Below are 24086 nucleotides of genomic sequence, written 5' to 3' on the forward strand. Positions count from 1 at the left end.
CCGAAGCCGCCAGGCACCAGGATCGCGTCCTTGCCGGCCAGGCGTTCGGTGCCCTGACGCTCGATGATCTCGGAGTCGATGTAGTCGACGTTGACCTTGACCCGGGTCTGGATGCCGGCGTGGATCAGCGCCTCGTTGAGCGACTTGTAGGCGTCGAGCAACTCCATGTACTTGCCGACCATGGCGATGTTGATCGACTTCAGCGGGTTGAGCTTGGCATCGAGCACGTGAACCCACTCGGTGAGATCGGCCGGCGCCGCCTCGAGACGCAGCTTGTCGCAGACGATCTCGTCGAGGCCGTGCTCGTGGAGCATCAGCGGAATGCGGTAGATGGTGTCGGCGTCCTGCAGCGGCACCACGGCGCGCTCTTCGACGTTGGTGAACAGCGCGATCTTGCGCCGCTCGGTCTCTTCCAGCTCGACTTCGCTGCGACAGATCAGGATGTCGGGCTGGATACCGATGGAGCGCAGCTCCTTGACGCTGTGCTGGGTCGGCTTGGTCTTGGTCTCGCCGGCGGTCTTGATGTAGGGCACCAGGGTCAAGTGCATGAAGATCGCCCGGCTCGCCCCCAGCTCGCTGCGGATCTGGCGGATCGACTCGAGGAACGGCAGCGACTCGATGTCGCCCACGGTACCGCCGATCTCCACCAGCGCCACGTCGAAGCCCTCGCCGCCGGCATACACACGACGCTTGATCTCGTCGGTGATATGCGGGATCACCTGCACGGTGCCGCCCAGGTAGTCGCCGCGGCGCTCACGACGCAGCACGTGCTCGTAGACGCGGCCGGTGGTGAAGTTGTTGCCCTGGGTCATCTTGGTGCGGATGAAGCGCTCGTAGTGGCCCAGGTCGAGGTCGGTCTCGGCGCCATCTTCGGTGACGAACACCTCGCCGTGCTGGAAGGGGCTCATGGTGCCCGGATCCACGTTGATGTAGGGATCGAGCTTGAGCATGGTGACCTTGAGGCCACGCGCCTCGAGAATCGCCGCCAGCGAGGCCGACGCGATGCCCTTGCCAAGAGAGGACACAACGCCGCCGGTCACGAAGATATATCGTGTCATGGAGAACCTGTCGAAACGTGATCGGTAGGCCCGGCAGAAAGCCGCGCCAGGATGGGACGACAGCGTAGCAGATTACGACCAATGGCTCAATTTCAGCCGACCGCAGCCATCAAACAAGAGCAAGCCTGTGAGAATGAGCCATCCACAAGGTGAGCGGCGCTGGGGGCAGGTCGAAGCGGGGGTCCGATTCCAGGGAAGGAATCGGTAGCGTACAGGGATGTATTCACAGCGCCCCCGCCTAGACCTGTCGACGGGGTAGCCGCGGAGGCGGGCCATCATAGGCCCGCCCCACATCAGCAGAGCCTCAAACCTTCAGGTAGTCGAGGATACCCTCGGCGGCCTGACGGCCTTCGAACACGGCGGTGACCACCAGATCGGAGCCGCGCACCATGTCGCCGCCGGCGAAGATCTTCTCGTTGGTGGTCTGGAAGGCGTAGGTGCCCTTCTCGGGCGCCAGCACACGGTCGCGCTCGTCGAGCTCGATGCCGAACTTCTCGAACCAGGGTGCCGGGCTCGGCTGGAAGCCGAAGGCAATGACCACGGCATCGGCCTGCAGGATCTCCTCGGAGCCGGGCACCACCTCGGGGCGACGACGGCCGTTCTCGTCGGGCTCGCCCAGACGCGTGCGCACCACCTTGACCCCCTCGACCTTGCCTTCACCGACCACCGCCACCGGCTGACGGTTGAACAGGAACTCCACGCCCTCCTCGCGGGCGTTGGCCACCTCGCGCTTGGAGCCGGGCATGTTCTCCTCGTCTCGGCGGTAGGCGCAGGTCACCGTGGCCGCACCCTGGCGAATCGCCGTGCGGTTGCAGTCCATGGCGGTGTCGCCGCCGCCTAGCACCACCACCTTCTGGCCTTCCAGCGAGACGTAATCGGCCGGATCCTTCTCGAAGCCGAGGCAGTGGTTGACGTTGGCGATCAGATAGTCGAGTGCCTTGTGCACGCCGGGCAGGTCCTCGCCGGGGAAGCCGCCGGTCATGTACTTGTAGGTGCCCATACCGAGGAACACCGCGTCGTACTCTTCGAGCAGCTGTTCCATGGTGACATCCTTGCCCACCTCGACATTGAGACGGAACTCGATGCCCATCTCCTCGAACACCGCACGCCGCCGCTCCATTACCGTCTTGTCGAGCTTGAACTCGGGTATGCCGAAAGTCAGCAGGCCGCCGATCTCGGGGTATTTGTCGAACACCACCGGCTTGACGCCATTGCGCACCAGGATATCGGCACAGCCGAGCCCGGCCGGACCGGCCCCGATGATGGCGACCTTCTTGTCGGTCCAAACGACCTGAGACATGTCGGGGCGCCAGCCCATGGCGAAGGCGGTATCGGTAATGTACTTCTCCACCGAACCGATGGTCACCGCGCCGAAGCCGTCGTTGAGGGTGCAGGCGCCCTCGCACAGGCGATCCTGCGGGCACACCCGGCCGCACACCTCGGGCAGCGAGTTGGTCTTGTGCGACAGCTCGGCGGCCTCGAGGATGTTGCCCTCGGCCACGAGTTGCAGCCAGTTGGGAATGTAGTTGTGCACCGGGCACTTCCACTCGCAGTACGGGTTGCCGCAGTGCAGGCAGCGGTGCGACTGGCTGGCCGCCTCCTGGGGCTTGTACGGCTCGTAGATCTCGGCGAACTCGCGCGAGCGGGTCCGGGCATCCTTCTTCTGCGGGTCTTGACGGCCCACGTCGAGGAATTGAAAGTCGTTTCTGGTCAATCGGTTGGCCATTTGCGTATCTCCTGGAATCCGGCTCACTCGGGACGTCTGCGCGATTCGTCGAGCAGGCTGCCAAGGCTTGCCGCCTTGGGCTTGACCAGCCAGAAATGACGCACGTGTTCGCTGAAGTCGTCGAGAATCTCGTGTCCGCGGGCAGAGTTCGTCTCACTCACGAACTCCTCGATGATCTCCCGCAGGTGACGCCGGTAGGCCTCCATGGCCTCGGTGTTGATCCGGTGAATCTCCACCAGCTCATGGTTGTAGCGATCGACGAAGGAGCGGTCCTCGTCGAGCACGTAGGCAAAGCCACCTGTCATGCCGGCACCGAAGTTGACCCCGGTCTCGCCGAGGACGCAGACCAAGCCGCCGGTCATGTACTCGCAGCAGTGGTCGCCGGCCCCCTCGATCACTGCATGGGCGCCGGAGTTACGCACGGCGAAGCGCTCGCCGGCAGTGCCGGCGGCAAACAGCTTGCCACCGGTGGCGCCGTACAGGCAGGTGTTGCCGATGATCGCCGTCTTGTGGCTCTCGAAACGGCTGCCGCGGGGCGGTACCAGCACCACCTTGCCGCCGTTCATGCCCTTGCCGACATAGTCGTTGGCATCGCCTTCCAGGTAGAGATTGAGACCGCGGGCGTTCCACACACCGAAGCTCTGCCCGGCCACGCCGGTGAAGCGCAGCGTGATCGGGGCGTCCTCGAGGCCGGCTTCGCCGTAGTGCTTGGCCACCGCACCCGAGGAGAGCGCCGGCACCGAACGGTCGCAGTTGGTGATGGTGAACGAGAACTCACCGCCGCTCTTGTCGGCAATGGCCTGCTCGATAGCGGCCAGTATCTCCTGGTTCTTGGCGCCCGGGTCATGCGGCACATTGCGGCTGACCTGGCAGAACTGCGGCGCGTCGGCGGGCACGAAGTCGTTGACCAGCAGCGGCGTCAGGTCGAGCTTGCGCTGGGAAGCGGTCTCACCCTCCAGCACCTCGAGCAGGTCGGTGCGACCGATCAGGTCGGTCAGCTTGCGCACGCCCATCATCGCCATCAGCTCACGCACTTCTTCGGCGATGAAGCGGAAGTAGTTCTTGACCATGTCCACGGTACCGCGGAAATGCTCGTCGCGCAGGTACTGATGCTGGGTGGCCACACCGGTGGCACAGTTGTTGAGGTGGCAGATGCGCAGATACTTGCAGCCCAGCGCCACCATCGGCGCGGTGCCGAAACCGAAGCTCTCGGCGCCGAGGATCGCCGCCTTGACCACGTCGAGGCCGGTTTTCAGGCCGCCGTCGGTCTGCAGACGGATCTTGTCGCGCAGGCCGTTGATGCGCAGCGCCTGATGCACCTCGGGCAGACCCAGCTCCCACGGCGAGCCGGCGTGCTTGATCGAGGTCAGCGGGCTGGCCGCGGTGCCGCCGTCGTAGCCGGACACGGTGATCAGGTCGGCGTAGGCCTTGGCCACGCCGGTGGCAATGGTGCCGATGCCGGGCTCGGAGACCAGCTTCACCGACACCTGCGCCTCGGGGTTGACCTGCTTAAGGTCGAAGATCAGCTGCGCCAGGTCCTCGATGGAATAGATGTCGTGGTGCGGCGGCGGCGAAATCAGCGTCACGCCGGGCACCGAGTAGCGCAGCCGCGCGATCAGATCGTTGACCTTGCCGCCGGGCAGCTGACCGCCTTCGCCGGGCTTGGCACCCTGGGCCACCTTGATCTGCAACACCTCGGCGTTGACCAGATAGGTCGGGGTGACGCCGAAGCGTCCGGAGGCGACCTGCTTGATCTTGGAGCTGCGGATGGTGCCGTAGCGGGCCGGATCCTCACCGCCCTCGCCGGAGTTGGAGCGTCCGCCGGCCTCGTTCATGGCCTGGGCCAGCGCCTCGTGGGCCTCGGGGGAGAGCGCGCCCAGCGACATGCCGGCGCTGTCGAAACGCGGAATCAGCTCATCGATCGACTCCACCTCCTCGAGCGGCAGCGCCGTTTCGGCGGCCTTGAGCTTGAGCAGGTCGCGGATGGTCGCGGCCGGGCGCTCGTTGACCAGCTGAGCGAATTTCTTCCACTTGGCGTAGTCGCCCTCCTGCACGGCCTCCTGCAACGCCTTCACCACGTCGGGGTTGTAGGCGTGATACTCGTGGTCGTGCACGTACTTGAGCAGGCCGCCCTGGGCGATGCCCTTGCGCGGCGTCCAGGCGTCGCGGGCCAGCAGCTCCTGCTGCAGCTGCAGCTCGCTGAAGCCGGTACCCTCGATGCGCGAGGCCATGCCGGTGAAGCACAGCTCGATCACCTCGGAGGAGAGTCCCACCGCCTCGAACAGCTGCGAGCCGCGGTAGGAGGCCAGCGTCGAGATCCCCATCTTGGAGAGAATCTTGTAGAGCCCCTTCTGCATGCCCTTGCGGTAGTTCTCGCGGGCATCGGCCGGGTTGCCGGTGAGCTCGCCGGTGCGGTGCATGTCGGCCATCACCTGATAGGCCAGCCACGGGAACACCGCGGTGGCGCCGACGCCGAACAGCACCGCCATCTGATGAGCGTCGCGGGCATAGCCGGTCTCGACCACGATGTTGGCGCGCGGGCGCAGGGCCAGCTTGCCCAGATGATGGTGCACCGCCCCCACCGCCAGCGCGGCGTGGATCGGCAGCTGCCCCTTCTCGAGGTTGGCATCCGACAGCACCAGGATCACCCTGCCCTCGTGCACCGCGGCTTCGGCCTGACGGCACAGCTCGTTGATGGCCGCCTTGAGCCCCATCTGCTCCGGGTCGTAGCCCAGGCAGAGGCGGTGATGGGAGAAGGCCGGGTCGTCCTGCTCAAGCAGCGCGGTGAACTTGCGCGGCGACAGCACCGGCGTGGTCAGAATGATCCGGTGGGCATGCTCGGGCGTGGCCTTGAACACGTTGAGCTCGGCGCCGATGCAGGTCTCCAGCGACATTACGATCGCTTCGCGCAGCGGATCGATGGGCGGGTTGGTGACCTGGGCGAACTTCTGGCGGAAATAGTCGGTGAGCAGCCGGCTGCGGCCGGACAGCACCGCCATGGGGGTGTCGTCACCCATGGAGCCCACCGCCTCCTGACCGCTCTCGGCCAGCGGGCGCAACACCTGGTCACGCTCCTCGAAGCTGACCTGGAACATCTTCTGCCAGGTATTGACCGCATCGGAGTCCATGTTCTGGAAACTGGCCAGCTCAGTCAGCGCCGATTCCAGATAGTGCGCCTCTTCCTTGAGCCAGCGCTTGTAGGGATACGCGGACTTCAGCCGCTCGTCGATGTCTCCGGTGTGCAGCACTTCGCCGGTGTGGGTGTCCACGGCGAGGATCTGACCCGGGCCGACACGCCCCTTGGCCACCACATCGTCGGGCTTGTAATCGTAGGTGCCGATCTCGGAGGCCAGGGTGATGTAGCCATTCTTGGTGATCACCCAGCGCGCCGGACGCAGGCCGTTGCGGTCGAGCATGCAGATCGCCTGGCGGCCGTCGGTCATGACCAGGCCGGCGGGGCCATCCCAAGGCTCCATGTGCATGGAGTTGTATTCGTAGAAGGCGCGCAGCTCTGCGCCCATGGTCTCGACGTTCTGCCAGGCCGGCGGCACCATCATGCGCACCGCCCGATGCAGCTCCATGCCGCCCATCAGCAGCACTTCGAGCATGTTGTCCATGCTCGAGGAGTCGGAGCCCACGGTATTGACGATCTCGTCGAGCTCGGCGATGTCGGGCAGCCGCTCGTTGACGAAGTTCTCCTTGCGCGAGTTGGCCCAGCCGCGGTTGGCTTCGATGGTGTTGATCTCGCCGTTGTGGGCGAGGAAACGGAACGGCTGCGCCAGCGGCCAGCGCGGCTCGGTATTGGTGGAGAAGCGCTGGTGGAACACGCAGATCGAAGTCTGCAGCCGCTCGTCGCCCAGGTCCTGATAGAAGGTGGGGAGATCCACCGGCATCATCAGGCCCTTGTAGGAGATCACCTGGGACGACAGCGAGCTGACGTAGAAGTCCTCTTCGTCGCGCAGCATCTGCTCGGCGCGACGGCGCGCCATGAACAGGTCGACGTCGAAGCGCTCGGGGTCGCTGAGCTTGCCCGGCTCGACGAACAGATGGCGAATGCGCGGCAGGCAGGCGCGGGCGATGGGCCCGCAGTAGGAGGGATCCACCGGCACGTTGCGCCAGCCACGGATGACCAGGCCACAGGCACGCAGCTCACCTTCCAGAATACCGCGTGCGCGAGCTTCCTTGGCGTCGTCGTCGGGCAGGAACACCGCGCCCACGGCGAACAGCTCGCCCAGCTCGACGTCGAGCGCCTCGGCGGCGGCCTCGCGCATGAAGGCCTCGGGCATCTTCAGCAGCAGACCGCAGCCGTCACCGGTCTTGCCATCGGCGGCAATACCGCCACGATGGGTCATGCAGGTAAGGGACTCGATGGCGGTACGCAGCAGATCGTGGCTGGCCTGCCCTTCCATATGTGCGATCAGGCCGAAACCGCAGTTGTCACGGAACTCGCCTGGTTGATGAAGGCCTCGGTTCATGGGCGTGCCTCAGAAAATGACTATTGACCAAACAACAGCAGTTATGTATTTTGATCTGTTTTCTTCTTATTATGACTGCCTGGAGCAGCCTGCTGCCGTCGCGAGAAAAGGACGCCCAGCATAGACACTTACTGCCCCGCCGTGCAATCTCCCGCCCGCCACGCCGCCTCCAAAACTCTCGTCAAATCCGCAACTTGCTGAATGACCCAAAGCAAAAAAAACCACCAGTTCAAAGACTTGCGAATCCCATAAACGGATTTCAAACGCTCAAAACCAAGAATACGACTTTAGTCTAAAAACGACCGTTTTCCCCATGCCGATACGGCATGAGGCATACGGATTTGATGCTTGAGCTGCAACACGGGTTGCTCTGAACAGTTCAGAACAGCGCTCGACGAACGGCAAGAAGGCCGCACGAATCGCTTCGTGCGGCCTTCTTGCACTCAAGAGAGGAAAAAGCGGCGGAACGTCAGCGCCGGGGAAACGTAGCCAGCAATTCCTCGAGCAACTCCCGAGGGGTCTGGTCGTGGATCACCGCCCGGCCCAGCGTCTCGAGCAGGATCAGGCGCAGATGCTCATCGACGTTCTTCTTGTCCAGACGCATGCGGGTGAGGAAGTCCTCCACGCCCATGTCGGCGGGAGCCTCCAGCGGCAGGCCTGCGGCAGTGATGATAGCGGCGGTGCGCTCGACGTCACCGGCATTCAGCCAGCCGAGCCGATGCGACAGCTCGGTCGCCATCAGCATGCCGACACCCACCGCCTCGCCGTGCAGCCACTGGCCGTAGCCCTGGTGCGCCTCGATGGCATGACCGAAGGTATGCCCCAGGTTGAGCAGTGCCCGTACGCCTTGCTCGGTCTCGTCCTCGGCCACGATCTCGGCCTTGAGCCGGCAGCTACGCTCGATGGCCCTGGCCAGCGCCTCCGGCTGCAAGGCTCGCAGCGCGGCCATTTCGCCTTCCAGCCAGGCGAGGAACTCGGCATCGCGGATCAGGCCGTACTTGATCACCTCGGCCAGCCCCGCCGAGAGCTCCTTGGCCGGCAGCGTGCGCAGGGTATCGGTGTCGATCAGCACCACCCGAGGCTGCCAGAAGGCACCGATCATGTTCTTGCCCAGCGGATGATTGACGCCGGTCTTGCCGCCCACCGAAGAGTCCACCTGGGAGAGCAGCGTGGTGGGCACCTGAATGAAGGCCACGCCGCGCTGATAGCAGGCGGCGGCGAAGCCGACCATGTCGCCGATCACCCCGCCGCCCAGGGCGACCAGGGTGCAGCGGCGGTTGAAGCCGGCCTCGAGCAGCGCATCCCAGATCAGGCCGACGCTGGCCAGGGTCTTGGTCGCCTCACCGTCGGGCAGCACCAGCTCGCGCACCACGGCGTCATTCGGTAGCCCCGCCTTGAGGCGCTCGAGATAATGAGGGGCGACCGCTTCGTTGGTCACGACCATGACCTGGCGCCCGGCCAGGTAGGGGGTCAGCCAGACGGGATCGCCGAGCAGGCCTGCACCGATGTGAATGGGATAGCTGCGCTCACCCAGCGCCACCTGAAGCGTGCGCGGGACGGTAGAGGTGTCACTCACGGTCATGGTTCATGCCTTGGCTTGTAAAGGGTCGACCAGCCGCTGCACGCGGCGCACGATCTCGTTGACTACCGCACGGGGGCTGCGCCGGTCGGTGCGCACTACGATATCGGCCGTGGCGCGATAGAGCGGGTCGCGCAGATCGAACATCTCGCGCAGCACCTGTTCGCGGTCGGGGCGCTGCAGCAGAGGGCGGTTGCGATCCTTGGCCACGCGCTTGAGCTGCTGCTCGACGGTGGTGAACAGATAGATCACACTGCCTCGCTCGCGCAGGCGCCGACGGTTCTCCTCGCGCAGCACTGCCCCGCCGCCGGTGGCAATGACCACCCCTTCGAGTTCGGTCAGCTCTTCGATCATCTGCACTTCGCGCTGGCGAAAGCCCGCCTCGCCCTCGACGTCGAAGATCCACGGGATGTCGGCACCGCAGCGGGCCTGGATCTCATGGTCGCTGTCGAGGAACTGACGCGAAAGTTCGGCCGCCAGAAGGCGGCCGATGGTGCTCTTTCCCGCCCCCATGGGGCCGATCAATATCAGATTGGGCAAATCCTGCATCAGCGAATCGCCAGGCCGTCCTCGAGTATGCGTGGAGTGATGAAGACCAGCAGCTCCACCTTCTGATTGCTCGACTCATTGTACCGGAAAAGCCTGCCCAGCACAGGCAGGTCGCCGAAGAAGGGCGTCTTGGCCAGACGACTGAGCTGTTCGGTAGTGAGGATGCCGCCGAGCACCACCGTCTCACCGTTGTCGACCAGCACCTGGGTCTCGATGCGATTGGTATCGATGGGCGGCGCCTGGCCCGGCAGGGCCTCACGGAAGCTGTCGTTGGTGATCACCAGGTCCATGATGATGCGGTTGTCCGGGGTAATCTGCGGCGTCACCTCCAGCGACAGCAGTGCCTCCTTGAAGTCGGTCTCGGTGCCCCTGTCGCTGACGGTCTGGAAGGCCCGCTCCTCGCCCTGCTGAATGAGAGCAGTGCGCTGGTTGGCGGTGATCACCCGCGGCTGCGAGATGGTCTGACTCTTGTTCTCGCTCTCCAGTGCCCGCAGCTCGAGATCGAGCAGAATGTCGCCGGAGAGGTAGCCGAAGCCGAAGCTGGTCATGGGGTTGGCGCTGCCCAGATCGACGGCTAGGCCGCCGCGTTGGAAGCGGCTGCCGGGTGGAGTGTCGAACTCGCCGGTGAACTGGCCGCGCGGGTCGCGCTGTCCGGTGAAACCGTCACCCGTCACGGCAGTGGGCACGCCGGTGGAGGCACCCCCCAGGTTGAGGCGGCTGCTGCCGCGCGACGACGCTCCCCAGTTGACGCCAAGCTCCTGGGTCACGCCATCGCGGGCGATGACGATACGCGCCTCGATCTGCACCTGACGCACCGCCACGTCGAGCTGGTCCAGGGTGCGCAGGATCTCCTGGATCTGATCGGCGGTGTCCTGGATCAGCAGGATGTTGGTACGCTGATCCACCGCCACGCGACCGCGCTCCGTGAGCAGGCCGAAGCCGTCGCCGCCGCGCAGCAGCTGCGCCAGATCCTCGGCGCGGGCATAGCGCACCTGAACGTACTCGGAGACCAGCGGCGCCAGGGTTTCGACCTGGGCCCGCGCCTCAATCTCCTGGCGCTCGATGTTGGCCAGCTCGCTGGCCGGTGCCACCATGATCACGTTGCCCTCCTGACGACTGGCCAGGCCATGGCTCTTGAGCACCAGATCGAGCGCCTGGTCCCAGGGTACATCCTGTAGATTGAGGGTGACCTGGCCGGTCACGCTGTCGCTGGCCACCAGGTTGAGACCGGTGAAATCGGCGATGATCGCCAGCACCGAACGCACTTCGATGTCCTGGAAATTGAGCGTGATGCGCTCGCCGGTATAGGGAAACTGCTGGCGCACGCGCTGCTCGCGCTCCTGCTGGGTGACGGGCTGTGCCTCGATGGTGAGCTGGCGCCCGCTCTGGGTGGAGAGCATGGCGAACTCACCGCTGCCTTCTATCTCCAGGGTCACGCCGTCGCGCCCGACCCTCGGCGTGATGCGCCGCAGCGGCGTGCCGAAGTCGCTGACATCGAGCACCTGGTTATGCGCTTCCGGCAGGTCGACGCCACTGAGCTCGGCGACGATGCGGTTGCGGCCCGATTCGCGCACCCTGGCGTCGACCCCGCCCCGGTCGAAAGTGACGATCAACCTCCCAGCACCACCCTCGCCGCGGCGAAAGTCGATGTCGGCGATACTCGGCATGCCGCCGGGGCAGCCGCTGCCGGCACCGAGGCCTGAGGCGCCGCCGGCTCGGGGCGCGCCGTGGCCGTGGACGGCGCAGTCGCCGGTCCACCGATGGTCAGCCGCAGCTGGTCGCCCTGCTGCACGGTGTCGTAGGGCAGCGGGCGGTCCATATGAAAGACCAGCCGCGTACGCGAGCCGGCCTCGAGCGCCGTGACCTGCTCGACGCCGCCGATACCCAGGTCGAGACGGCGACGCTCCAGGGCGTTGGCCGTATCGACGAGATCGATGGTCAGCCGCGCGGGCTCATCCAGCCGGTAGCCGCGCACTTCGGGCACCCCGCCACGAAAGCTCAGGTCGATCAGCAGCTCGCCGCGCTCGCCTTGACGAAAGTCGAGATCGGTCAGCGTGGATGCCGCCAGGACCGGTGCCGCCGTCAATGCCAGGCAGAGTGCCGCCAATGTGCCAATCAGTTGTCTCATCGTTCCCTTTCCCCTCTGCCCGTTACCACTACCCTGCTGCCACGATCGGAATGCTCCCGTCGCTTTGCTCTAGCGACGCTCTTCGAGCGCCAGGCGAGCCGTGCGCTCCATCCACCCACCACCGCCGGTGGGCACCAGCTCCACCAGTTGCACCGACGAATCGGTGATGCCGACCACTCGGCCGTGATCGCGTCCCAGATGGTTGCCGGTGCGCAGGCGATGAACCTCGCCTCCCGGCGCCCTCACCAGGGCATTCGTCTGGCCGCCCATGGTCAGGATGCCCACCAGCCTGAGCGCTTCCAGGTCGTATGCCTCGAGGGGCTCCCGGGAGCGCTCGGGATCGGGCGCCAGGTCGCTACTGCCCCGCGGCACCGCGTCCGGCTCCGGCAACTGCGGCCTGAACGGGCTGCGACGATCGCTGGCCCGGTAGGGCACCGATTCGTAGTCGGGCACCTCCGGCATTTCCAGCGGACGCGGCGTACCGGGATCGTTGCGAATGTCGGTCAGCCGGCGGTCCAGCTCGCCCAACTGGGGATCGGCGCAGCCGGCCAGCAGCAGGATTGCCAAGGCCGGCAGCCAGCGCACTTTCATCGCGCACCCTCCCCGCCCTGCGGCCGATAGCTGTAGGTGCGTGCCAGCATGGAGAGGCGCAGACGATCGCCGCCCTCCGCCGGCGCCAGCACGAAGTCGTGCAGCGTGACGATGCGCGGCAATGCCGCAACGCCGGCAAGGAAGCCGGCAATGTGGTGATATTCGCCCTCCACCTGGATATCGAAGGGCCGCTCTATATAGAAGTCGCGCTCCACGGTGCTGCGCAGCCGAATGAAATCGATCGACAGGTGGTGGTCGAGGGCGCTTTCGCTGATGCTGTCTATCAACGAGGGAATCTCGGCGCCGGAAGGCAGCATGGCCATGAGCTCGCCCATGCGCGTTTCGAGCCGGGCCATCTGCTCGAGCATCTCCGGCAGTTGGGCCGCCTGAGCGGCACGGTTGCGGTAATCCGCCAGCAGGCGTGCCTCCTCGGCCTGGGCACGCTGCAGCTCATCGGCCTTGGGGCCCGCCAGGTACCAGTGTGTGGCGGCGAAGGTCAGGCCCAGCACCAGCAGGCAGCAAAACCACTGCAACAGTAGCGGCCAGGTGCCGGACTCCTTGAGGTCCAGTTCGCGCCAATCGAGCTCGCGAAGACGACGAATCTCTGCCTGCAGGTTCATGATTCGTCTCCCGCTTCACCGTTTTCCGCGCCCTGAGCGCCCTCCAGGAGCTGCACCACACCGAGACTGAAGCGACGGCGCTCACCGCCGCCATCGGCCTCGACCTCCGACAGCACCGGCTCGGAGAACGAGGGCGCGGCCGCCAGGGCCCGCATCTGCTCGGAGACCCGGTGATTGCTCTCGGCCCGACCCGACAGCCGCAGTTGATCGCCCTGCCGGCTCAGTTGGGTGTAGTGCACACCATCGACCAGACTCAGGGTCAGGTCGCGAAACACACGCACGGTCTGGGAGCGTCCCTGCTGCAGGTCGCTGAAGACCTGGACCTGACCGATCATGCGCTCGCGTATGGCTTCGTATTCGCGAATCGAACGTATGTCGCCGTCGAGCTGCTGCATGCGGGCCTGCACATGGGCGTTGCGCTGCTGCTGGGCACTCACTGCCATGTCGTAATAGTGGGTCATGCCCAGCCCACCGGCGCCGCCGAGCACCGCCATTGCCGCCAGGGCCAGATAGAAGCGCCGACTGCGGCGCGCGCGCTGTTGCTCCCGCCAGGGCAGGAGATTGATTTCGATGCTCATGAGACCGACCTCATCGCCAGGCCACAGGCGGTCACCATGGCCGGCGCATCGCTGGCCAGGGTCTGCACGTCGATACGTGAATTGATCCGCATGCGCAGGAAAGGATTGGCGATCACCACCTGCATGGCGCTCTCCTGGGCGAGCCGCTCGGCCAGCCCCGGAATCACGCTGGAGCCACCGGCAAGGACCATGCGCCTCACTTCATGCTTGCGCCCGGCGGTGTAGTAGAGCTGTAGCGAGCGGCCGACCTGCTGCACGACGGTCTCGATGAAAGGGGCCAGGACGCTGGCGCGATAATCTTCGGGCAGGCCGCCGCGCTTCTTGGCCAGCCCCGCCTCCTCCAGGGTCAGACCGTAGCGCGCGCGAATCTCCTCGGTGAGCTGACGTCCGCCGAAGACGGTGTCGCGGCTGTAGACGATGCGACCGCCGCGCAGCACATGGAAGGCATTCATGGTGGCGCCGACATCGACCAGCGCCACGCAGTCGTCTTCGCCCGCCGCGGGCGGCAGCTGCTGGCGCAGCTCGCCGAAGGCGCGCTCCATGGCAAAGGTCTCGACGTCTACCGCCGCGGGCACCAGCCCTGCCTGGTTCAGCGCATCGGTGAGCTGGTTGACGTCCTGCTGGCGGCAGGCGACCAGCAAGACGTCCTGCTGGTCACCATAGCGGGCATTCAGCCCCAGCCGCTGAAAATCGAAGGCCACTTCACTGAACGGAAACGGAATGTGCTTGTCAGATTCGAGTTGAATGCGCGCCTCGATCTCGTCGTCGTTGAGCGAGGCGGGAAGCGTGAGGGTCTTGGTGATGGCGGCGCTGGCCGGAACGGCTGCCACGGCCAGGCGTGACGTGGGACGTGCACTCTCCACGGCTCGTCGCAGCGCGTCGGCCACTTCGCCCATGTCGCGTATGCGCCGTTCGACCACGGCACCTTCACGCAGCGGCCTCACGGCATAGCTTTCGATCTGGTAGCGGGAACCCATCCGCCTGAGTTCGATCAGCTTGACCGTTGCCGAGGTAATGTCGACACCGATCAACCCTTTACCGGAGGGTCTGAGTCGCATCAATCGTTGCCCTTGCGTATGTGCTGCGATGAGCGGCTGTCCTGCATTATGCTTATGCGCCTTGAAGCAGCAGGAACCACAAGGCTGACAGAAATCATACTCGCTCTCCATGACCGAGGTTACATGATATTTGGCCAGCCCACACAAAGTTGGACGGACACTCCCTCAACGCTGGTGGTAGAAGGTCCGGATTCCTTATAATGGGCAGGCCAGTGAAGGCTCCCTTTCATCGCCATTTCTTCACGCTCTCACCACGGACAACGCCTTTTCATGAAGTGGATCAAGACTTTGGTTTTCTCGGCCTTCTGGCTATTGGTATCGCTGACCGCCGCGGCACTGCTCAGCGTGGCCGGGGCGGCCCTCTACTTCGCCCCGGGTCTGCCCGACGTGCGCCAGTTGCAGGACTTCGAGCTGCACACGCCGCTGCGCGTCTTCACCCGTGACGGCAAGCTGATCGGCGAGTTCGGCGAGGAGCGTCGCATGGCGGTCTCCTTCGACGAGATTCCCGAAGACTTCATCCAGGCACTGCTGGCCGCCGAGGACGCCGCCTTCTTCGAGCATCGCGGCGTGGACCCCCGCGGCCTGGCGCGAGCCGCCGTGGAACTGGTCTCCAGCGGTGGCGACATCCAGTCGGGCGGTTCCACCATCACCATGCAGGTGGCGCGCAACTATCTGCTCACGCTCGACCGCACCTTTACCCGCAAGATTCGCGAGATCCTGCTGGCGCTGCAAATGGAGCGCATCCTCACCAAGGAGGAGATCCTCGAGCTCTACGTCAACAAGATCTTCCTGGGCAACCGCGCCTACGGCATCGCCGCCGCCGCGGAGGTCTACTACAACAAGCCGCTGGAAGAGCTGACCCTGGCAGAGAAGGCAATGATCGCCGGCCTGCCCAAAGCGCCGTCGTCGTTCAACCCACTGGCCAATCCCGAGCGCTCGCTGATCCGCCGCAACTGGATCCTCTACCGCATGCGTCATCTCGGCAACATCGACCAGGCCACCTATGAAGCCGCCGTGCAGGAGCCGGTCACGGCCCGCCGCCACGTGGCCCAGATCGAGGTCGACGCCGACTACGTGGCGGAGATGGCGCGTCAGTACGCCGTGGAACGCTTCGGCGAGGAAGCCTACACCGGCGGCTACCGCATCCACACCACCCTGGACAGCGAACTGCAGCCCTACGCCCGCCAGGCCCTGGCGCGCGGTCTGATCGACTACGATACGCGCCATGGCTGGCGCGGCCCGGAGGAGCGTGAAATCCCCTCGAGCCTCGCCGAGGCTCAGGCCCGTACCGAACGCCGCGGCCTGGAGGAAGAACTGGCCGAGTCGCCGGAGATCATGCAGACCGCCCGCCAGGCCGCCGAGCGCAGCCAGACCCGCGTGGAAGGCATCGAAGGCGACGTCAGCAACTGGCTGCGAGTGCTCGAGCGCACCCCCGGCTTCGGCCCGTTGCAGCCGGCCATCGTGGTGGCCAGCGAAGGCCGCGAGATGCGCGTGCTGACCCGCGGCGGCGAACTCGTCACGCTGAACTGGGACGGCCTGTCATGGGCCCGCGCCTACCGCAGCCCCAGGGCCCGCGGACCGGAGCCCAGCTCGGCCAGCGAGATCGCCTCGCGCGGCGACCTGGTGCGCATCCTGCAGCGTGACGATGGCAGTTGGCGACTCTCCCAGCGGCCCGATGCAGAAGGCTCCATCGTGGTCATGGAGCCCGATACCGGCGCCATTCTCGCCCTCCAGGGTGGCTTCAGCTTCAACGCCAGCAAGTTCAACCGCGCGGTGCAGGCCCAGCGCCAGTCCGGCTCGATCTTCAAGCCGTTCGTGTTCCTCGCCGCGCTGGACACCGGCCTGATGACTGCCTCTACCGTGGTCAACGACGCCCCGGTGGTCATGCACGACGGCAGCAGCCTGTGGCGTCCGGTGAACGCCAGCGGCGACTTCCTCGGCCCGACCCGGCTGCGCGAAGCCCTGGCCCGCTCACGCAACCTGGTGACCATCCGCATCCTGCAGACCCTGGGCCTCGACAGTACCATCGAGTACCTGGAAGGCTTCGGCTTCAGCCGCAGCCGCCTGCCTCACGGCCTGTCGCTGGCACTAGGCAGCGCCGACCTGACGCCGCTGGAGATGACCAACGCCTATGCCGTGCTGGCCAACGGCGGCCATCGGGTGTCCCCGTGGTTCATCGAACGCGTCACCCGCGGCAGCGACGACAACGTACTCGACGAGGCCCGCCCGACCATCGCCTGCCGTAGCTGCGACGAGGGCCAGACCGAGGTCGTCATCGATGGCAGAACCTATGACGTCGCCCCCCGGGTCGCCGACCCCACTGCCGTCTACATCTTGCGCGACATGCTGCGCGACGTGATCGAGAGCGGCACCGGGCGCTCCGCGCTGTCGCTCAATCGCAACGACGTGGTGGGCAAGACCGGCACCACCAACAACCAGCGCGACGGCTGGTTCGCCGGCTACAACGACGATCTGGTGGTCACCGTCTGGATCGGCAAGGACAACAACGAGACCATCGCCGAGTACGGCGGCAATGCCGCCCTGCCGATCTGGATCGACTTCATGGGCAATGCGCTCAACGGCCGCCCGGAAGCCAGGCCCGAGCCGCCTGCCGGCCTCATCACCGCCCGCGTCGACGCTCAGACCGGTCGCCGTCTGACCGACGGTCAGCCCGGCGGGATCACCGAGATCTTCCATCCGGACTATCTGCCCGACATGGAACCTCGCCGCGTCGAGCAGGAGATCGAGCAGCGCAGCGGCTCGCAGGGCACCGGTAGCTACGAGGCGATCTTCTAGCAAGCTCGCCGCTCCCGGCGGCAAGGATGCCGCCATCGTCTTGTCGACTGACGAATGCCGCCCTCGAGGCGGCTTTACCTTGGACAACAGGACAGGTTCGTTGCCATGTTACGATTCAGGCCACGACTCAGGCCATGGAGTGCCATTGGACTCGCACTTCTGCTTCTGCTCTTTCCGGGTCTCGCCCTTGCCGCCAGTGTATTCTATGCGCCGCCGCCGCCAGGAGAGGATTCCCCCACCTTCAGCGGCGAAGCCGAGCTCGGCTACACCCACCTCGCCGGCAATACCGACAGCCAGACCCTGATCGGCAAGAGCCGGCTCACCTGGCTGACGGGGCGCCTGAGCCACACCCTACGTGGCGAAGTGCGCAACGTGACCCGAGACGGCACCACCAGCGCCGAGCAGTACCTGCTCTCCCTGCGTGAACGCTACGACTTCTACGGGCCTCACTACCTGTTCGGCTTCGGCCGCTGGGAGAGGGACCGCTTCAGCGGCTACGAACATCAGCTTACTGCCATCGGCGGCTATGGACGCGACGTGATCGATACCCAGCGCCACCGCCTCTCGCTGGAGGCGGGGCCGGGCTATCGCTACGACCAAATCAAGGATGAGGAGAACGACAATCTAGGATTGCTATACGCCGCTCTCGATTACATGTGGACGCTCTCCCCTCACTCCTTCGTACGCCAGGAAATGTCGGTGGAAGCCGCCAACGAGAACACCACGTCTCGCTCGGTCTCCTCGCTGACCGCCAGGCTCAACTCCCGGCTGTCGATGCGCCTCTCCCATGAGGTGAGGCACAACTCGAGCCCGCCGGAAACGGCCGATGCCAACACCGACCATACCACCAGCGTGACGCTGCTCTACACCTGGTAATCGCTACCCACGCAACGCACTGCGCCGGCCCTTGGGCCGGCGCAGTGTAATGGGGACGAAGCCGCGAACGCGCTCGATCAAGCGCCGTAGACGTCATCCACCGTCTTCAGCGGGTAGTGGGCCGGATAAGGACGCCGTGCCACGCCGGAGTCCACCGCAGCCTGGGCCACCGCCGCCGGGATACGCTCCAGCAGACGCACGTCGACCGGCGTGGGAATGATGTACTCGGGGCCGAACTCCATGTGCTCGCGCTCGTAGGCGTCCAGCACTTCCTGGGGCACCGGCTCACGCGCCAGATCCTTGAGCGCATGTACCGCGGCCACTTTCATCTCCTCGTTGATGCGCGTGGCGCGCACGTCCAGCGCCCCGCGGAAGATGAAGGGGAAGCCCAGCACGTTGTTGACCTGATTGGGATAGTCGGAGCGACCGGTAGCCATGATCACGTCGGGACGCGCCTCGCGTGCCACGTCGGGGTGAATCTCCGGATCGGGGTTGGTGCAGGCAAAGACGATGGGGTTCGGCGCCATCTTGCGGATGTGCTCGGCGGTCATCAGGTTGGGCCCGGAAAGGCCGATGAAGACGTCGGCCCCATCGATGGCATCGTCCAGGGTGCGCTTGTCGGTGTCCAGCGCGAACATCGCCTTGTAGGGGTTGAGCCCCTCGCGCCCGGCGTGGATCACGCCACGACGGTCGAGCATCACCAGATTCTCGGAGCGCGCCCCGCAGGCCAGCAGCAGCTTCATGCAGGCGATGGCCGCCGCGCCGGCGCCCAGGCAGACGATCTTGGCATCTTCCAGCCGCTTACCGGCGATCTCCAGCGCATTGAGCATGCCGGCCGCGGTGACGATGGCGGTGCCATGCTGATCGTCATGGAACACGGGAATGCTGCACTGCTCGATCAGGGCCTGTTCGATCTCGAAGCACTCCGGCGCCTTGATGTCCTCGAGATTGATGCCGCCCCAGGTATCGGCAATGCGCGCCACCGTGTCGATGAAGGCCTGGGGGCTCTCGGCATTGACCTCGACGTCCACCGAGTTGATGCCGGCGAAGCACTTGAACAGCACGCCCTTGCCTTCCATCACCGGCTTGCTGGCCAGCGGCCCGAGATTTCCCAGGCCGAGGATGGCGCTGCCGTCGGAGATCACCGCGACCAGATTGCCCTTGCCGGTGTAACGGTAGGCATTCTCCGGATCACGGGCAATTTCCCGTACCGGCTCGGCGACACCTGGACTGTAGGCAAGGGAGAGATCACGAGCGGTAGCGGTGGGCTTGGTCAGCTCCACGGAGAGCTTTCCGGGAATCGGTTTGGCGTGATAGTCCAGCGCTGCCTGCTTCTTGGCGTCTGTCATGCTGAAAGTCCGGTATCCATCTTGGGGGAGGGCCACCTACCATATAGAAAAACCTTCCACATCTCAATGAAACACCCGTTCGCGCTTTTTATACGCGCTTTCGCGAACGTTGCTGACCATTTGCTGCAACTTATACCTCGCAAGGCAACCATAACCGATACCTTATCGATCTCCCCGGCAAACGACAGACAAAAGAAAACCCGCCGTTAAGGCGGGTTTTCTCGCGCTGCGATCGTCGCCCTGGGGGCGAGCCGGATCAGCCGCGCTTGATGGCAGCTCCGAAGCGCTTGTTGAAGCGCTCGACGCGACCACCGGTGGTCGCCTGCTTCTGCTTACCGGTGTAGAAGGGGTGGCACTGGGAGCAGACGTCCAGTGACAGGTCATGGCCGACGGTTGTGCCGACCTCGAAGGTTGCGCCGCAGGAGCAAGTCGCAGTGACCTTCTTGTAATCCGGGTGAATACCTTGTTTCATCTTGAGCCTCATGGAGCGGTATGCCGCCACCTGATCCGTTGCCAGGCACCGCATACGGGTTGTCTTTTCGTACAACGTTGAGTCGTTCAACCAACCGGTAGCCGCGGGCCCGAGCCAATGAGCTGGCGCCACGACGGCCGGATATTCTAGCAGAGTCGATGCCGGAGGCCAATTGCCCGACTCCATCTCCTCGCTTCCGCCTCGCGTGCTTCGCGTCGCGGTGCCCAGCCCCTTGCGACGCATGTTCGACTACCGTCCGTGCCGCGAGGCGCCTGCCTGCGGCTGGCAGCCCGGCATTCGCGTACGCGTGCCGTTCGGGCGGCGCCAGGTGGTCGGCGTGGTGGTGGAGTGCAGCGAGCGCAGCGACTTCCCCTTGGAGCAGCTCAAGCCGGTGGAGTGCTGGCTGGACGCCGAGCCGCTGCCGGAGGACTGGCTGTGGCTATGCCGCTTCACCGCGCGCTACTACCAGCATTCGCTAGGCGACACCCTGCATCAGGCGATGCCCGTGCTGCTGCGCCAGGGCCGCCCTTTGGCCGGCCGCATGCGCGAGCGCTGGCAGGCCCTGGTGGAGCCCGGTGACGACGACCCGCGCCTGAAGCGAGCGCCGCGCCAGGCCGAGCTGCTGGCCATGCTGCGCCAACATCCCCATGGGCTGCCGACCCAGGCGATAGTGGCCCAGGGCTATTCGCGCGAACAGTTGTCCACGCTGGTGGAAAAACGCCTTGCCGTGCGCGAAGAGATTCCCCTCACCGCCGCCGAACCCGCCACCGAGCAACTGCTTGCCGAGCCGGCGCTACCGCTCAACCGCGAACAGGCCCAGGCGCTGGCAACGATCCACGAACGCCTCGATGCCTTTCATCCCTGCCTGCTGCACGGCGTCACCGGCAGCGGCAAGACCGAGGTCTATCTGCAGCTGATCGAGGCGGTGGTCGCCCGCGGTCGCCAGGCGCTGCTGTTGGTGCCGGAGATCGGCCTGACACCGCAGACCCTGGCACGTTTCCGGAGCCGCTTCCGGGTGCCGGTGGTGGCGCTGCATTCGGGGCTCACCGACAACGAACGCCTGGACGCCTGGGAAGCCGTCGCCAGCGGCCGCGCGCCCATCGTCATCGGCACGCGCTCAGCGATCTTCACGCCGCTGGCACGCCCCGGCGCCATCATCGTCGACGAGGAGCACGACGGCTCGTTCAAGCAGCAGGAGGGCTTGCGCTACCATGCCCGCGACCTGGCAGTGGCCCGCGCCAAGCATCACGCCATCCCGCTGGTACTGGGCAGCGCCACGCCCTCGCTGGAGAGCCTCTATCACGCCGAGCGCGGCAACTATCGGCACCTGCGTCTGACCCGTCGCGCCAGCCGCCATGCCCCGGCCCGGCTGGAGCTGGTCGACCTGCGCGGCCGCCCGCGTCAGGGCGGGCTCATCCCGCCGGCCATCGAAGCGATTCGCACGACCCTCGCAGCCGGACATCAGGTGCTGGTATTCATCAATCGTCGCGGCTTCGCACCGACCCTGGCCTGTCACGCCTGCGGCTGGCTGGCCGACTGCGACTCCTGCGACGCGCGCATGACCCTGCATCGCCAGCCGCCGATGCTGGCTTGCCACCACTGCGACAAGCGCCGCCCAGTGCCGGATGCCTGCCCCGACTGCGGCAGCGCCGACCTGCGCCCCTTGGGCAGCGGCACCGAGCGCACCGAGGAGACCCTGGCCACGCTCTTCCCCAAGGTACCGGTGCACCGTATCGACCGCGACAGCACGCGGCGCCGCGATGCCTTCGAGCGCACCCTCGCTGAGGTCAGGCGCGGTGAGCCCTGCCTGCTGGTGGGCACCCAGATGCTGGCCAAGGGCCACCATCTGCCCCACGTCACCCTGGTGATCGTGGTCAATGCCGACGCCGGGCTCTATGCCAGCGACTTTCGCGCCCTGGAGCACAGCGCCCAGCTGCTTACCCAGGTGGCCGGCCGTGCCGGCCGTGCCGCCCACCCCGGCCGCGTGCTGGTCCAGACCCTGCACACCGACGATCCGCACCTGCGCCTGCTCGCCGAGCACGGCTACGACGCCCTGGCCAGCCAACTGCTGGCCGAGCGTCGCGCCGCCGCCCTGCCGCCGTTTCGCTTTCTCGCCCTGCTGCGCCTGGAGAGTCCGCGCGAAGAAACGTCCGCGGCACTCGGTCGCGAGGCGGCAGCGATGCTGCGCGACTGGGTGCGCGAGCACGCCCCCGACGTGCTCTGCCTGGGCCCGGTCCCCGCGCCCATGGAGCGACGCCAGAACCGCTATCATATGCAGTTACTGCTGAGCGGTGGCCGGCGCAGCCAGCTGCACGCCGCCTGTGCCCGGCTCACCGCCTGGCTGGAGGCGTCGCCCGAGGCCCGCCGGGTACGCTGGTCGCTGGACGTCGACCCACAGACGCTTGGCTGAACGCACGACCTTTAAAGCCGCGGCACAATTGCCGATAATGGCCGACCAGCCAAACTTTCGTGGCCGCGCCTTTTCGCGAGTGCCTTGTCACCGTCGCCCTCTCGTGCGCCAGCCGCTACAGGACATAACCGCTTCATGAAAGAGACGATCATTTCCCTGCTCGAGAACGCCGTCGACACGCTCAAGCAGCAGGGCACCCTGCCCGCCGACGTCACGCCGACCCTCAAGGTCGACCCGACCAAGGACAAGGCCCACGGCGACTACGCCACCAACCTGGCGCTGATGCTGGCCAAGCCGGCCGGCAAGAAACCCCGCGAACTGGCCGAGGCGCTGATCGCCGCGCTGCCGCAGAGCGACGCCGTGGAGAAGGTGGAGATCGCCGGCCCCGGTTTCATCAACTTCTTCACCGCCACCGATGCCGCCGCCCAAATCGTGCGCCAGGTGCTCGACGCCGGCGACACCTTCGGCCGCAGCCTGGCCGGGCGCGGCCACAAGGTGCAGGTGGAGTTCGTCTCCGCCAACCCCACCGGCCCGCTGCACGTGGGCCACGGCCGTGGCGCCGCCATCGGCGACTGTATCAGCCGGCTGCTCGAGGCCACCGGCTATGACGTGACCCGCGAGTTCTACTACAACGACGCCGGCGCCCAGATCGCCAACCTGGCCCTCTCGGTACAGGCCCGCACCAAGGGCCTGACGCCGGACGACGACGCCTGGCCCGCAGACGGCTACCGCGGCGACTACATCACCGAGGTGGCCAACGACTATCTGGCCGGCGAGACGGTGCATGCCGACGACCGTCACGTCACCGCCAAGGGCGACCCGGACGACCTCGATGCCATCCGCGACTTTGCCGTGGCCTGGCTGCGCCGCGAGCAGGATCTCGACCTCAAGGCCTTCGGCGTCTCCTTCGACGTCTACTTCCTGGAGTCCTCGCTCTATCGCGAAGGCAAGGTGGAAGAGGCGGTGGAACGCCTGATCGCCGGCGGTCACACCTACGAGCAGGACGGCGCCCTGTGGCTGCGCACTACCGACTTCGGCGACGACAAGGACCGGGTGATGCGCAAGTCCGACGGCAGCTACACCTATTTCCTGCCCGACGTGGCCTACCACCTGAACAAGTGGCAGCGCGGCTTCGAGACCGTGATCAACGAGCAGGGTGCCGACCACCACTCCACCGTGACCCGGGTGCGCGCCGGCCTGCAGGCGCTGGAAACCGGCATCCCTCAGGGCTGGCCCGACTACGTGCTGCATCAGATGGTGATGGTGACCCGCTCCGGGGTAGAGGTGAAGCTCTCCAAACGCGCCGGCAGCTACGTCACCGTGCGCGACCTGATCGACGAGGTGGGCCGCGACGCCACGCGTTTCTTCCTCGCCGCGCGCCGCGCCGACTCGCAGCTCACCTTCGACATCGACCTGGCCCGCTCGCAGTCCAACGACAACCCGGTCTATTACGTGCAGTACGCCCACGCCCGGGTGTGCAGCATGCTGCGCAAGGCCGAAGCCCAGGGCCTGGGCTTCGATCACGACTTGGCCATGGTCAGCCTCGGCAAGCTGGAAGAGGATCAGGAAAAGGCGGTGATGAACCGCCTGGCACGCTTCCCCGAGGTGGTCGCCCATGCCGCGGCCTCGCGGGAGCCGCAGCAGGTGGCCCAGTATCTGCTCGACCTCGCCGCCGAGTTCCACTCCTGCTACAACGCAGTGAAGGTCATGGTCGACGACGACGAGCTGCGCAACGCTCGCCTGGCCTTGGGCCTGGCCACGCGGCAGGTGCTGCGCAACGGTCTCGATCTGATGGGGGTCAGCGCCCCGGAGGAGATGTAA

At 65.9% G+C, this 24086-nt stretch carries 17 protein-coding genes; 4 read left to right on the plus strand and 13 right to left on the minus strand.

Annotation, left to right across the window (positions count from 1 at the left end):
• The 11 genes from B8115_RS22405 to pilM form a co-directional block, all read right to left on the minus strand.
• Nucleotides 1–1058: CTP synthase (locus tag B8115_RS22405; protein ID WP_010630106.1), on the minus strand; the 1058-nt coding region annotated here is incomplete at its 3' end.
• Between the two features lie 304 nt (nucleotides 1059–1362).
• On the minus strand, nucleotides 1363–2784 hold the full coding sequence (locus tag B8115_RS22410) for an FAD-dependent oxidoreductase (RefSeq protein ID WP_026038323.1): 1422 nt from the start codon (nucleotides 2782–2784) through the stop codon (nucleotides 1363–1365).
• A 23-nt stretch (nucleotides 2785–2807) separates the two neighbouring features.
• Nucleotides 2808–7259 carry a glutamate synthase large subunit gene (gene gltB, locus B8115_RS22415; RefSeq protein ID WP_010630108.1) on the minus strand — a complete coding sequence of 1484 codons (4452 nt, stop codon included), beginning with the start codon at nucleotides 7257–7259 and terminating at the stop codon, nucleotides 2808–2810.
• Nucleotides 7260–7728: 469 nt separating this feature from the next.
• Complete coding sequence (gene aroB, locus B8115_RS22420) at nucleotides 7729–8841, minus strand: 3-dehydroquinate synthase (RefSeq protein WP_010630109.1); 1113 nt, start codon at nucleotides 8839–8841, stop codon at nucleotides 7729–7731.
• Nucleotides 8842–8844: 3 nt separating this feature from the next.
• Complete coding sequence (gene aroK, locus B8115_RS22425; RefSeq protein ID WP_010630110.1) at nucleotides 8845–9387, minus strand: shikimate kinase AroK; 543 nt, start codon at nucleotides 9385–9387, stop codon at nucleotides 8845–8847.
• Nucleotides 9387–11054: a type IV pilus secretin PilQ gene (locus B8115_RS22430; protein WP_238539255.1), complete on the minus strand. Its 1668-nt coding sequence runs from the start codon at nucleotides 11052–11054 to the stop codon at nucleotides 9387–9389. The genes aroK and B8115_RS22430 overlap by 1 nt, the downstream gene beginning before the upstream one ends.
• Nucleotides 10997–11515 (minus strand): AMIN domain-containing protein, encoded by a 519-nt coding sequence (locus tag B8115_RS24005; protein WP_238539256.1) that lies wholly within the window; start codon nucleotides 11513–11515, stop codon nucleotides 10997–10999. Before B8115_RS24005 ends, B8115_RS22430 begins: the two co-directional genes overlap by 58 nt.
• 69 nt (nucleotides 11516–11584) lie before the next feature.
• On the minus strand, nucleotides 11585–12106 hold the full coding sequence (locus B8115_RS22435) for a pilus assembly protein PilP (protein ID WP_010630111.1): 522 nt from the start codon (nucleotides 12104–12106) through the stop codon (nucleotides 11585–11587).
• Nucleotides 12103–12726 carry a type 4a pilus biogenesis protein PilO gene (locus B8115_RS22440; protein WP_010630112.1) on the minus strand — a complete coding sequence of 208 codons (624 nt, stop codon included), beginning with the start codon at nucleotides 12724–12726 and terminating at the stop codon, nucleotides 12103–12105. The genes B8115_RS22435 and B8115_RS22440 overlap by 4 nt, the downstream gene beginning before the upstream one ends.
• On the minus strand, nucleotides 12723–13304 hold the full coding sequence (locus B8115_RS22445; RefSeq protein ID WP_010630113.1) for a PilN domain-containing protein: 582 nt from the start codon (nucleotides 13302–13304) through the stop codon (nucleotides 12723–12725). Before B8115_RS22445 ends, B8115_RS22440 begins: the two co-directional genes overlap by 4 nt.
• Nucleotides 13301–14362, minus strand: a complete 1062-nt coding sequence (gene pilM / locus B8115_RS22450) for a type IV pilus assembly protein PilM (protein WP_026038324.1) — start codon at nucleotides 14360–14362, stop codon at nucleotides 13301–13303. Before pilM ends, B8115_RS22445 begins: the two co-directional genes overlap by 4 nt.
• Nucleotides 14363–14632: 270 nt before the next feature.
• On the opposite strand from pilM, the gene B8115_RS22455 reads away from it, so the two are divergent.
• Nucleotides 14633–17158, plus strand: coding sequence for a penicillin-binding protein 1A (locus B8115_RS22455; protein ID WP_010630115.1), 2526 nt, complete (start codon nucleotides 14633–14635; stop codon nucleotides 17156–17158).
• Nucleotides 17159–17263: 105 nt separating this feature from the next.
• Nucleotides 17264–18034 carry a YdiY family protein gene (locus tag B8115_RS22460; RefSeq protein ID WP_010630116.1) on the plus strand — a complete coding sequence of 257 codons (771 nt, stop codon included), beginning with the start codon at nucleotides 17264–17266 and terminating at the stop codon, nucleotides 18032–18034.
• 77 nt (nucleotides 18035–18111) lie between these two features.
• On the opposite strand, the gene B8115_RS22465 is transcribed toward B8115_RS22460, so the two are convergent.
• Nucleotides 18112–19383: a malic enzyme-like NAD(P)-binding protein gene (locus B8115_RS22465; protein ID WP_010630117.1), complete on the minus strand. Its 1272-nt coding sequence runs from the start codon at nucleotides 19381–19383 to the stop codon at nucleotides 18112–18114.
• A gap of 256 nt (nucleotides 19384–19639) precedes the next feature.
• The gene (rpmE, locus tag B8115_RS22470; RefSeq protein WP_026038326.1) at nucleotides 19640–19855 is read right to left on the minus strand and encodes a 50S ribosomal protein L31; all 216 of its coding nucleotides are present in this window, start codon (nucleotides 19853–19855) and stop codon (nucleotides 19640–19642) included.
• Between the two features lie 172 nt (nucleotides 19856–20027).
• Here rpmE and B8115_RS22475 point away from each other — a divergent pair, with 172 nt between their 5' ends.
• On the plus strand, nucleotides 20028–22265 hold the full coding sequence (locus tag B8115_RS22475; protein ID WP_010630119.1) for a primosomal protein N': 2238 nt from the start codon (nucleotides 20028–20030) through the stop codon (nucleotides 22263–22265).
• Between the two features lie 135 nt (nucleotides 22266–22400).
• Complete coding sequence (gene argS, locus B8115_RS22480; protein ID WP_010630120.1) at nucleotides 22401–24086, plus strand: arginine--tRNA ligase; 1686 nt, start codon at nucleotides 22401–22403, stop codon at nucleotides 24084–24086.

Source organism: Halomonas sp. KM-1 (assembly GCF_000246875.1).
Classification (GTDB): Bacteria; Pseudomonadota; Gammaproteobacteria; order Pseudomonadales; family Halomonadaceae; genus Halomonas; species Halomonas aerodenitrificans.